Source organism: Enterococcus hulanensis, from assembly GCF_005405485.1.
GTDB lineage: Bacteria > Bacillota > Bacilli > Lactobacillales > Enterococcaceae > Enterococcus_A > Enterococcus_A hulanensis.
This window is the reverse complement of sequence record NZ_BJED01000008.1, coordinates 187,056-199,652: the sequence shown is the minus strand read 5'-3', so window position 1 is coordinate 199,652 and position 12,597 is coordinate 187,056. Positions and strand designations below refer to the sequence as shown.

General features: G+C 40.1%; 10 protein-coding genes. 9 read left to right on the top strand and 1 reads right to left on the bottom strand.

From position 1 onward, the window contains the following. Position 1 precedes the first annotated feature (1 nt). From FFR60_RS10930 to FFR60_RS10915, 4 genes are all read left to right on the top strand, one after another. Positions 2-1,192 (top strand): phosphoglycerate kinase, encoded by a 1,191-nt coding sequence (locus FFR60_RS10930; RefSeq protein WP_137664185.1) that lies wholly within the window; start codon positions 2-4, stop codon positions 1,190-1,192. Positions 1,193-1,239: 47 nt separating this feature from the next. Then, the gene (tpiA, locus tag FFR60_RS10925; RefSeq protein ID WP_137664184.1) at positions 1,240-1,995 is read left to right on the top strand and encodes a triose-phosphate isomerase; all 756 of its coding nucleotides are present in this window, start codon (positions 1,240-1,242) and stop codon (positions 1,993-1,995) included. Between the two features lie 118 nt (positions 1,996-2,113). Then, positions 2,114-3,427, top strand: a complete 1,314-nt coding sequence (gene eno / locus FFR60_RS10920; protein WP_088932259.1) for a phosphopyruvate hydratase — start codon at positions 2,114-2,116, stop codon at positions 3,425-3,427. A gap of 285 nt (positions 3,428-3,712) precedes the next feature. Further along, positions 3,713-4,414 carry a hypothetical protein gene (locus FFR60_RS10915; protein WP_137664183.1) on the top strand — a complete coding sequence of 234 codons (702 nt, stop codon included), beginning with the start codon at positions 3,713-3,715 and terminating at the stop codon, positions 4,412-4,414. A gap of 53 nt (positions 4,415-4,467) precedes the next feature. Here the strand turns inward: FFR60_RS10915 and FFR60_RS10910 are convergent, their stop codons facing one another. Next, entirely contained in the window at positions 4,468-6,087 is a 1,620-nt protein-coding gene (locus FFR60_RS10910) for a SulP family inorganic anion transporter (protein WP_137664182.1), read from the bottom strand. A gap of 231 nt (positions 6,088-6,318) precedes the next feature. Between FFR60_RS10910 and FFR60_RS10905 the strand changes: the two genes are divergently transcribed. The 5 genes from FFR60_RS10905 to rho all read left to right on the top strand — a co-directional run bounded on the left by FFR60_RS10905 (position 6,319) and on the right by rho (position 12,503). Next, positions 6,319-6,768 (top strand): YueI family protein, encoded by a 450-nt coding sequence (locus FFR60_RS10905; RefSeq protein WP_137664181.1) that lies wholly within the window; start codon positions 6,319-6,321, stop codon positions 6,766-6,768. A 189-nt stretch (positions 6,769-6,957) separates the two neighbouring features. Further along, positions 6,958-8,568, top strand: a complete 1,611-nt coding sequence (pyrG, locus tag FFR60_RS10900) for a CTP synthase (protein ID WP_088932263.1) — start codon at positions 6,958-6,960, stop codon at positions 8,566-8,568. Between the two features lie 181 nt (positions 8,569-8,749). After that, positions 8,750-9,619, top strand: coding sequence for a class II fructose-bisphosphate aldolase (locus FFR60_RS10895; protein ID WP_088932264.1), 870 nt, complete (start codon positions 8,750-8,752; stop codon positions 9,617-9,619). A gap of 317 nt (positions 9,620-9,936) precedes the next feature. Next, a complete protein-coding gene (gene murA / locus FFR60_RS10890) occupies positions 9,937-11,208 on the top strand; it encodes a UDP-N-acetylglucosamine 1-carboxyvinyltransferase (protein ID WP_137664180.1) in 1,272 nt (423 codons plus the stop codon). Continuing rightward, the gene (rho, locus tag FFR60_RS10885) at positions 11,208-12,503 is read left to right on the top strand and encodes a transcription termination factor Rho (RefSeq protein ID WP_137664179.1); all 1,296 of its coding nucleotides are present in this window, start codon (positions 11,208-11,210) and stop codon (positions 12,501-12,503) included. Before murA ends, rho begins: the two co-directional genes overlap by 1 nt. Positions 12,504-12,597: the final 94 nt, after the last annotated feature.

Sequence of the window (12,597 nt, the reverse complement as noted above, 5' to 3'; positions counted from 1 at the left end):
CATGGCAAAAAAGACAGTTAAAGATCTTGACTTGAAGGACAAGAAAGTTTTAGTTCGTGTGGACTTCAACGTTCCTGTTAAAGATGGCGTGATTACTGATGACACTCGTATTAAAGCGGCGTTACCAACAATCAACTACATTTTAGAACAAGGCGGAAAAGCAATTTTGTTCTCTCACTTAGGTCGTGTGAAAACAGAAGACGATAAAGCAGGCAAATCATTAAAACCTGTGGCTGTACGCTTAAGCGAATTACTAGGTAAAGACGTAACGTTTGTTCCTGAAACTCGTGGTTCTGAATTAGAAGCAGCAATCGCAGACATGAAAGATGGCGACGTAGTTGTATTTGAAAACACTCGTTTTGAAGACATCGACGGTAAAAAAGAAAGCGGAAATGACGCTGAACTTGGTAAATACTGGGCTTCATTAGGTGATGTATTCGTCAATGACGCATTCGGTACTGCTCACCGTGCTCACGCTTCTAACGTAGGTATTGCTTCTACTGGAATCCCAACAGTTGCTGGATTCTTGATGGAAAAAGAAATCAAATTCATCGGCGAAGCTGTTGAAGAACCTAAACGTCCTATGATTGCAATCTTAGGCGGCGCGAAGGTTTCTGATAAAATCGGCGTAATCAAAAACTTGATTCCAAAAGCTGATAAAATCTTGATCGGCGGCGGAATGACATATACATTCTACAAAGCTAAAGGCATGGAAATCGGCAACTCATTAGTAGAAGCTGACAAAGTAGATTTGGCAAAAGAATTGATCGAAGCAGCTGGAGACAAATTAGTTTTACCAGTTGACTCAATCACAGCGACTGAATTCTCAAATGATGTACCAACTGAAGAGCATTCAGGCGATGTTCCGGCTGGACAAATGGGTCTTGATATTGGACCTGAATCAATCGCTTTATTCGCACAAACATTAGAAGGCGCGAAAACAGTTGTATGGAACGGACCTATGGGTGTGTTCGAAATGAGCAACTTTGCTCGCGGAACAATCGGTGTTTGTGAAGCAATCGCAAACTTAAAAGACGCTACGACAATCATTGGTGGTGGGGATTCTGCAGCAGCAGCTGAACAACTTGGCTTTGCTGATAAATTCACTCACATCTCAACTGGTGGCGGTGCAAGTCTTGAATTACTAGAAGGTAAAGAACTACCTGGTCTTGCAGCAATCAACGATAAATAGTTAGAAGAGCTATCTTGAAAAGTTAAACAAAAAAGGAGTTTTTTTAAATGCGTAAACCAATCATTGCTGGTAACTGGAAAATGAATTTAACTGCTTCAGAAGCAAAAGATTTTGCGGAAGCGGTAAAAAACAACATTCCTGCTAATGATAAAGTAGATTCAGTTATTGGATCACCTGCTTTATTCTTACAAGAATTAGTCGAAGCAGCAAAAGGCACTGACTTAAAAATGTCTGCTCAAAACTGCTATTGGGAAAATGCTGGAGCATTTACTGGTGAAACTTCACCTGCTGCTTTAGCTGATCTTGGTGTAGAGTATGTTATCATCGGCCATTCAGAACGTCGTGAATACTTCCATGAAACAGACGAAGAAATCAACAAAAAAGCGAAAGCAATCTTTGCTAACGGTATGTTACCAATTCTTTGCTGTGGAGAGTCTTTAGAAACTTATGAAGCTGGCAAAACAGCTGAGTGGATCGAAGGCCAAATCAAAGCTGGTTTAGCTGATCTTTCTGCTGAACAAGTTTCAAGCATGGTTATTGCTTATGAACCAATCTGGGCTATCGGTACTGGTAAATCTGCTGATGCACAAATTGCTGATGAAATCTGCGGCGTTGTTCGTTCTACGGTTGAAGGTATCTACGGCAAAGAAGTTTCTGAAGCTGTTCGTATCCAATATGGCGGTTCTGTTAAACCAGAAAACATTGCTGAATACATGGCTAAAGAAAATGTTGATGGAGCTTTAGTCGGCGGAGCTAGCTTAAAAGCTGATTCATTCTTAGCTTTATTAGAAGGCGCAAAATAATTTTTTTACAGAAATTGCAGCTTTTGTTTGCAACTGCCCGCAATTTTCACTAATATGGGTTATAAGGGTTTTTTAACCTTTATTTACAAAAAAACAAATTTTAAAGGAGAGACAAAACATGTCAATTATCTCAGACGTTTACGCACGCGAAGTCCTAGACTCACGTGGTAACCCAACAATCGAAGTAGAAGTTTATACAGAAGACGGCGCATTCGGCCGCGGTATGGTTCCTTCAGGTGCTTCAACAGGTGAATACGAAGCCGTTGAATTACGTGATGGCGACAAAGCTCGTTACGGCGGTAAAGGTGTTACTAAAGCAGTTGATAATGTAAACAACATTATCGCTGAAGCAATCATCGGCTACGACGTACGCGACCAAGCTGCAATTGATGCTGCTATGATCGAACTAGATGGCACTCCTAACAAAGGTAAATTAGGTGCGAATGCTATTCTTGGTGTTTCTATTGCTGTTGCTCGTGCAGCTGCTGACTTCTTAGAAATCCCATTGTACAACTACCTTGGCGGATTCAATACGAAAGTTTTGCCTACTCCTATGATGAATATCATCAACGGTGGATCACATGCTGATAACTCTATCGACTTCCAAGAATTTATGATCATGCCTGTTGGCGCTCCTACATTCAAAGAAGCTTTACGTTATGGTGCAGAAGTATTCCACGCTTTAGCTTCAATCTTAAAAGCTAAAGGTTTAGCTACTTCAGTTGGTGACGAAGGCGGATTTGCCCCTAACCTTGGTTCTAACGAAGAAGGTTTCGAAGTAATCATCGAAGCTATCGAAAAAGCTGGCTATGTACCTGGTAAAGACATCGTTCTTGCTATGGATGCTGCTTCTTCAGAATTCTACGACAAAGAAAAAGGTGTTTACGTTTTAGCTGATTCAGGCGAAGGCGAAAAAACTACTGAAGAAATGATCGCATTCTACGAAGAATTATGCGCGAAATACCCAATCATCTCAATCGAAGACGGCTTAGACGAAAACGACTGGGAAGGTACTAAGAAATTAACTGAAGCTTTAGGCGATAAAGTTCAATTAGTTGGTGATGACTTGTTCGTTACAAACACTGAAAAATTAGCTAAAGCTATTGATTTAGGTGTTGCTAACTCAATCCTTATCAAAGTTAACCAAATCGGTACTTTAACAGAAACATTCAATGCTATCGAAATGGCTAAAGAAGCTGGCTATACTGCAGTTGTATCTCACCGTTCTGGTGAAACAGAAGATTCAACAATCTCTGATATCGCTGTTGCAACAAACGCTGGCCAAATCAAAACTGGTTCTCTTTCACGTACTGACCGTATTGCTAAATACAATCAATTATTACGTATCGAAGACCAATTGGGTGATGTTGCAGAATACAAAGGAATCAAATCTTTCTACAACTTAAAAAACAACCCATTCATCGGTAAATAATAGAGATAGACTTAATTGTCTACTATTTTGATATGTTACCTCTAACTAGGATTTAAGGATTTTCCTTATCCTAGTTAGGGGTATTTTTTATGGAAAGGAAAAGAAATGATTTGGTCTTGCTAGGTTAGCCACTATTGTTAATTTTTCAGTTCTAGCATAGTAAAATAAGTTGCTTTGGGAGCTAGACGATGAGTCCTGTTATGTGTTTATAATAGAAGTAAGGAATAGTTATCAGTCGTAAAGAGGATTGGGAGTCTATTTCTACGTTATATTTTGGAGGGATTTATGAAAAAGATTGTTGGAATGGCAGTTGTATCTGCAAGTGTATTTATGCTGGCTGGTTGTAACACCAATAAGGAACAAAAAAGGGAAGCGACTATCTCACAGTCTTCCTCAGAAGAGAAAAAGGAACTTGAGATTATCTGCTTCAAAACGTTTGAAACAGATGAGTTAGGTAAAGCAATCATTACTGGAACAACAGAGCCGGATGCGATCATTTCTATTGAAAATCAAAAAGAAACCGCAGATGAACATGGCTTGTTTCGTATAGAGTATCAATTATCCGAACCGATAACAAAAGAATTGAGATTGACTGCTAAAATTAAGAATGAAGAGACTGAGAAAAAGATTCAAATTGAGCCGTCAGTAAGCTATCAGCGTTCCAAGGAAAGTTCTTCAGCAGTTGCTGTAGCAGAAACACAACCCTCTACCGAAACTACTCAAGCACAAACCACACCATCGACAACTGCTGAACAGCCAAAGAAGGACGATCAGGTCGGACAGGTTTTAGTTACTCCAAATGGTGAGGCGGTCACGGTCTTGCGTGTCCTGCCAAATGGAGAGAGAGTAGTTAGCGAGGAAACGTCTCAAGCAGATCTGAATAATGATGGCATCCTAACCTATGAAGAACTAGCTCAAGCAGAGAATGATTTAAACAAGCAAACAGAGGAAATAAGACGTAGACAACTTGAGGAACAAGAACAATAATACTAAAAAAGCTGTGAGAATTTTCTCACAGCTTTTTTAAGAAAAAGAACAGACTAATCATCTTGATGCAAGGCGTGGAGTGCATGTGCAACAGTTGGGTGCTGAATCGGGCAATGGTCTTGCTGATCCCATAATTGTTGAAATTGTTTTTCAACTTCAGGCTGCATCGAAGTAAAAATCAATTTTTGTTTGTTTAATGACGCAACTGAAAAATAATCAGCAAAGGTATCTCGTGCGGTTAAATCAATACTGGGAACTCCGCGAAGAGAAAAGATGATCCCTTCTTTGTCGACAGCTTGATCTAATTCTTTTTTCAACTGATTAGCAGACATGAAGAATAATGGGCCGGTGATGTAGATGACAGCCCAATCAGAACCAGCATCAGAATGCGGTAGCTCCATTCTCTGCCAATCAATCTCTTCGGTAATGATTGAAATTTTCGCGCTTTTTGCGATAAAGAAAATACAGCCAAAAATGACGCCAATCACGATTGCGATGCTGAGGTCGAAAATAATCGTACTTAGCATAGTCACGAGAAATAGAAGTATTGCCGTTCGATTTTTTTGCTGAATCATTGTTTTTATAGTTGTCCATTCATGCATCCGCCAACTTGTGATAAGCAGAACACTGGCAAGGGCAGCCATTGGAATTTGAGACATAATTGGTGCAAAAATAATCATTGATAAAAACAGAAAGAGGGCATGAAAAATTCCGGCTAATCGTGTTTGAGCTCCTGATTTTATCGCTACGCTCGTTCTAGCAATCGCAGCAGTTGCTGGAATGCCGCCAAAAAACGGCAGAATCATATTGCCGATCCCTTGAGCAATCAATTCTTGGTTGCTGTCAAGATCTTTTCCAGTCATCCGTCCAGCGGAAGCACCACAGAGTAAGCTTTCTATCATACCCAACATGGCAATACTGATAGCCGGTAAAAATAACTGCTTAATTAACGGGAGATTAAGTGTTGCCAAGTGAAGACGTTCGCTGGTTAATAATGAAGTCGGAATCGCACCAACCTTTGCGACCGGCAGTTTGAATATAATAGTAGCAAAGGTAGCTAGAATAATTGCAACTAGTGAAGCGGGTAATACCTGATTCCATTTTTTGGGATAAAAAATCAGTAACAATAAAACGACTATACCTAATAAAAGTGTCGGAAAATCTGGTGTGAAGCCGGAACCGTAACTGATTAATTTTGCTATGGCATTATCACCAACAGAGGTTGTACCGAAAAAGTTATCGATTTGACCTAAAGCAATAATGATGGCAATGCCGGAGGTAAACCCGGTAATAACTGGCGAGGGAATGAATGAAGTAAGACTTCCCAGCTTGAATAACCCTGCAATCAATAAAATGATACCTGCGATGAACGTGGCGACTAACACGCCTGCTAAACCTTGTGTTGCAATAATACCTGTTAGAATGGCTGCCATTGCCCCAGTCGGACCGGAAATCTGATAGAAACCGCCTGAAAGACTCCCAATGACAAGACCTGCGATGATTGCTGTGATCATACCGGCTGCCGCATCGGCTCCGCTAGAGACGCCAAATGCTAAGGCCAACGGCAATGCCACGGCAGCGACAGTCAATCCAGCTAATAAATCCTTTTGAAGTTTTTCTTTAGAGTAATGTTTGAACTCCTGTTGTAACAAATTCTTATAACGCTTGATCACAAAACACTCCTTTTTTTGGGAATACGACAAAAGCCCGCATATAAACGGGCTTTTAATAATAATTAACACCATCTTTTACTATAAAATAGAAGGAATAAAAGTACAATGGTTTTCTTATGTTTTTTCTGAAACAATCGCTTTCTCTAGGCTTTTTGGCAGAGAATCAGCATTTTTTTCTTTCTTTTGATATACTAGTTCCAGAAGAAACCTACATATAAGGAAGTGAATGAGATGGCAAAGGACGAATTGCAGCAACATTTAGATAAGGGACGGTATGGTTCACCGCGGATCAATCCGGACGAACAACGGAAATATTTAGGAACTTTTCGAGAACGCTGCTTTGTAAGTATGACAGTGCGGGAGATGGATTGCAAAAAGGATCGTGAAAATTTGATTGAAGAAATCAAAAAGCATCCTGAGGGCAAACTATTGATCAATGGCGAGGTAAATGAAAAACTGCAAAAAGAGTTTATCGCATTAGCTTCAAAAAATGCAACGGATTTTACCATCGTAAATGATGCGACGGTCGAGTCAGAGGACAGCATCGGCGTATTATTAGTGACAGATCATGCAGTGAATGAAGAAATCATCGATATCGAAGAAAAATATCCGTCAAATGCAACGGAAGAGACCGCCGAACCAAAGAAAAAGAAAAGTTTTTTTGGTCGGTTATTTGATTAAAGAAATTTAAGCAACTAACTATTACAGTTGACAATTTTCCAAAGTGTCGGTATTATACTGCTTGGGCACCCTTTTAGTAAGGGTCAAGTGTTTAGTGAATTCACAGCTCCCTATTCAAATTGGATAGGGAGCTGTATTTGTTTTTTCTAGACGTTTCCTGCAAATTAGTATGAAGGAGTTTTTTCATTTATGACAAAGTATATTTTTGTAACTGGCGGCGTAGTTTCATCAATTGGCAAAGGGATCGTGGCAGCATCATTAGGTCGTTTGCTTAAAAATCGGGGATTGAAAGTTACCATCCAAAAATTCGATCCGTATATCAATGTCGATCCAGGTACGATGAGTCCTTACCAACATGGAGAAGTTTTTGTAACCGATGATGGTGCTGAAACGGACTTGGACTTGGGTCACTATGAACGTTTTATCGACATTAACTTGAATCAATACTCCAACGTAACGACAGGAAAAATCTACTCAGAAGTTATTCGCAAGGAACGTAAAGGCGAATACTTAGGTGCAACTGTCCAAGTCATTCCACACATCACAAATGAGATCAAATCAAAAATCATGCGTGCAGCGAAGATGACAGACTCAGATGTTATCATTACAGAGGTTGGCGGTACAGTGGGAGACATCGAATCATTACCATTCCTTGAAGCTTTACGTCAAATGAAAGCAGAAGTTGGAGCGGATAATGTGATGTATATCCATACAACATTGATTCCTTACTTGAAAGCTGCTGGTGAAATGAAAACTAAACCAACGCAGCATAGTGTGAAGGAATTACGCGGCTTAGGTATCCAGCCAAATATTTTAGTTGTTCGTACCGAACAGCCCGTTTCTCAAGGAACAAAAAATAAATTGGCACAATTCTGTGACGTTGCTCCGGAAGCAGTTATTGAATCTCGCGATGTTGAAACTCTTTATTCAATTCCATTAGCATTGCAGGCACAAGGGATGGACCAAATTGTTTGTGATCATTTGAAATTAGATGTACCTGTAGCGGACATGACTGAATGGCGTCAACTTGAAGAAAAAGTCTTGAGCCTTAAGAAGAAGGTCAAGATCGCATTAGTAGGGAAATACGTGGAATTGCCAGATGCCTATATCTCTGTAGTAGAAGCCTTGAAACATTCTGGTTTTGCTTTTGACTCAGATATCGAGATCGAATGGATTCAATCACAAGAAGTTACGCGTGAAAACGTCAAAGAATTATTAGGTGACGCCGACGGTATTTTAGTACCCGGCGGTTTCGGAGATCGCGGAATCGAAGGGAAAATCGAAGCAATCCGATTTGCTCGTGAAAATGATGTGCCGTTCCTAGGAATTTGTTTAGGGATGCAAATGGCCTGTGTGGAATTTGCTCGTAATGTGGCTGGTCTTGAAGATGCTAACTCAGCGGAAACAGTTCCAGATACAGAAAATAACATCATCGACTTGATGGCCGATCAAGAAAACATTGAGAACTTAGGCGGTACTTTGCGTCTTGGTTTGTATCCATGCAAGTTGAAAAAAGGTAGTAAAACAGCAAATGCTTACAACAACGAAGAGGTGATCCAAGAGCGTCATCGTCATCGCTATGAATTTAACAATCAATATCGTCAATTATTTGAAGAGAAAGGATTGGTCTTCTCAGGTGTTTCTCCAGACAATCGCTTGGTAGAAATTGTTGAAATTCCTGAAAATAAATTCTTTGTGGGCTGTCAATTCCACCCAGAATTGATTTCTCGCCCAAACCGTCCACAACCATTGATCAAAGCATTCGTGGGAGCTTCATTAGAAAGCAAAGAAGCAAAATAGTAAATTTGACTGAAAGGCGTCTATGCCTTTCAGTTTTTTTACAAAAAAAAGCAAAAAAGTTGAAATGTAAAGGTTTTATCGGAAGGTTTGGAGTAGCAAAGATGCCGAAACTTTGATAGAATTAACACGTTAGTTAAGCATGGCTTAACCAAATAGTAAAAAACCTTAGGAGGAATTTTTTATGCCAGTAGTATCAGGAGCAGAATTCTTAAAAGCTGCACGTAAAGGCGGATATGCAGTTGGTGGATTCAACACAAACAACTTAGAATGGACTCAAGCTATTCTAAAAGCTGCAGAAGCTAAAAAAGCACCAGTTCTTATCCAAACTTCAATGGGCGCAGCAAAATACATGGGCGGATACAAAGTTGCTAAAGATATCGTATGTAACTTAGTTGACTCAATGGGTATCACTGTACCAGTTGCTATCCACTTAGACCATGGTGACTACGAAGCTGCTTTAGAATGTATCGAAGTTGGCTATACTTCAATCATGTTTGATGGTTCTCATCTTCCATTTGAAGAAAACTTGAAATTGGCTAAAGACGTTGTTGAAAAAGCTCACGCTAAAGGTATCTCTGTTGAGTGTGAAGTTGGTTCAATCGGTGGTGAAGAAGACGGAATCATCGGTGCTGGTGAATTAGCTGACATCGACGAATGTGTACAAATGGTTGCTACAGGTATCGACTACTTAGCATGCGGTATCGGTAACATTCACGGTGTATACCCTGAAAACTGGAAAGGTTTAGCATTTGACCACTTACAAGCTATCGCTGATGCTGTAGGTTCTGATGTTCCTTTAGTATTACACGGTGGATCAGGTATTCCTCAAGAACAAATCCAAAAAGCTATCTCAATGGGTGTTTCTAAAGTCAACGTTAACACTGAATTCCAATTGTCATTTGCTAAAGCAACTCGTGAATATATCGAAGCTGGCAAAGATAAAGAAGGAAAAGGCTTTGACCCTCGTAAATTGTTAGCACCAGGTGTTGCTGCAATCGTTAAAGATGCTGAAGAACATATCGACTGGTTTGGTTCAGCAAACAAAGCTTAATTTGCTTTTTCTAGTCTCGGAGCATACGCTTCGAGATTTTTTTTATGCTTAAATCAATCTTAAAGAGTTGGGGCTTGCAGTCAACTTATAAAATAATCAATTCAACCAATAGAATATTTCAAAAATTCCAATAAATTTGGTCGAGTATATGAATTCAACTCGAAAATTAGCCGTCTAATAATCAAAAGGTTTTCTAATACGAAAAACCTGCTTATTTTCTCCTGAGTTTTGAGAATGGTTCCTTTTTATACGAGCAATAATATGCTAGAATGGATAATGGTCTATAAACTTCAAAATAATTAATTAGGTGAAAATAAATGAGAAAAATTGAAATCCATGGCGGAAAGCCATTATCAGGTAATATTACAATCAGCGGCGCGAAAAACAGTGCGGTCGCATTGATCCCAGCAGCAATCATGGCGGATTCGCCAGTAACTTTAGAAGGTGTTCCAGATATTCAAGATGTTCACTCGTTAATCGAGATTTTAGAGATTATGGGTGCGAAGGTTTCGTTTGAAGATAATCGGATGGTAATTGATCCCACGAATGTCGTATCAATCCCGATGCCGAGCGGAAAAATTAATTCATTACGTGCTTCTTACTATTTTATGGGTGCGTTAGTAGGCAAATTTGGCGAAGCAGTAGTTGGTTTGCCTGGTGGATGCTTCTTAGGACCTCGTCCAATTGATTTGCATATCAAAGGGTTTGAAAGCCTAGGTGCGGACGTTTCAAATGAGCATGGTGTGATTTATTTACGTACAGAAGAAGAAGGTTTGAAAGGCGACCGCATTTTTATGGATGTGGTTTCTATTGGTGCGACTATCAACGTGATGTTGGCAGCAGTTAAGGCTGAAGGCAAAACGATCATTGAAAATGCCGCAAGAGAACCAGAAATTATTGATGTAGCAACTTTATTGAATAATATGGGCGCTAAAATTCGTGGTGCGGGTACTGATGAAATTCGGATTGAAGGTGTTGAAGAATTACACGGCTGTGTCCATTCCATCATCCCTGACCGGATCGAAGCGGGAACTTATTTGGCTTTGGCTGCGGCAATGGGTGAAGGAGTAACAGTCCATAACGTGATTTATGAACATATCGAAAGCTTTATTGCGAAGCTGGAGGAAATCGGTGTGGAAATGAATATCTCAGAAGACAGTATCGAGGTCTTGCCTTCAAAAAATTTGAAGACCGCTGATATAACGACTTCACCGTATCCTGGATTTGCGACTGATTTACAGCAACCTTTGACACCATTATTGTTAAAAGCCCAAGGATCAGCAGAAATTATTGATACGATCTATTCAAAACGTATCAATCATATTCCTGAGCTGGTACGCATGGGAGCGGATGCTCGGGTAGAAGGTAATTTAATCGTACTAAATGGACCAAGTAAGTTACACGGTGCCGAAGTAGTTGCTTCCGACTTGCGTGCCGGGGCTTGTTTAGTTATCGCTGGCTTGATGGCTGAAGGAAAAACAACGATTTTTAACGTGGAATACATTTTACGCGGGTACGATCATATTATTGAGAAACTGACGGCTCTTGGTGCTACTATCGAAATGATCGACGAAGAAGAGGCGGAATAATGAGCGATTATTTAACAATGGCGGAACTTGAAAACAAGACGCTGAAAGAAATTTATACTTATGCAAAAGATTTTAAAATTCCTTATTATAGCCAGATGAATAAGAAGGAATTATCGTTAGCGGTGATTCGTGCGCAGGCAGAAAAACAAGGCTTCTTCTATATGGAAGGCGTCTTGGATATTGTTGGGCAAGATGGCTACGGCTTTTTGCGTCCAATTAACTATGGATCAAGTGCGGAGGATATTTATATTTCTTCTTCACAGATTCGTCGTTTTGGTTTAAGAAATGGCGACAAGGTGGCCGGAAAGGCACGTCCACCAAAAGAGTCAGAGCGTTATTATGGATTGATGCATGTAGAAAGCGTCAATGGCAAAGATCCAGAAGAAGCCAAAGAACGTCCGCATTTTCCAGCTTTGACGGCACTTTACCCAGATAAACAGTTAGTATTAGAAACAACCCCCGGTCGTTTGTCTACTCGAATGATCGATATCTTTTCACCAGTTGGGTTTGGTCAGCGGGGCTTGATCGTTGCACCGCCAAAAGCAGGAAAAACAACTATCCTTAAAGAAGTTGCCAATGGGATTACTGATAATTATCCTGATGTTGAATTGATCGTGCTGTTAGTCGATGAACGTCCAGAGGAAGTAACTGACTTAGAGCGCAGTGTTCAAGGAGATGTGGTGTATTCAACGTTTGATCAGCAGCCGCAGAATCATACTCGTGTGTCTGAGTTGGTCTTAGAACGGGCCATGCGCTTGGTAGAAGATAAGCGAGATGTTGTAATTTTGATGGATAGTATCACGCGTTTGGCACGTGCTTATAATTTAGTCGTTCCTCCAAGCGGTCGGACATTAAGCGGTGGTATTGATCCCGCGGCGTTATACAAACCGAAGAAATTCTTTGGTGCTGCACGGAATATTGAAGAAGGCGGGAGTTTGACGATTTTAGCAACGGCGCTTGTTGATACGGGCAGTCGGATGGATGATGTAATTTATGAGGAGTTCAAGGGAACAGGGAACTTAGAATTGCAATTGTCTCGTGAGTTATCTGAACGTCGGGTCTTCCCAGCAATCGATATCAAAAAATCTGGTACTCGTAAAGAAGACTTATTGATGAGTCCAGATCGTTTAGAAGAAATCTTTAAGCTGCGTAACAATATGACAGGGGATTCGTTAGAATATACCTCACAATTTATAAACTTCTTGAAAAAGACGAAGAATAACGAGGGAGTTTTCAAGGCCTTCAAAGATGTTTCCTTCGGTGGAAAAACACCTCGCAGAAATCAAAAAAGATAATTGCATTGTCGAATCATTCATGATAGTATATTCATGTTGTAAATAAATAACTCTGAACCAGCAAATGATTCAGGGCAAAGGAGCGAAAAAAACT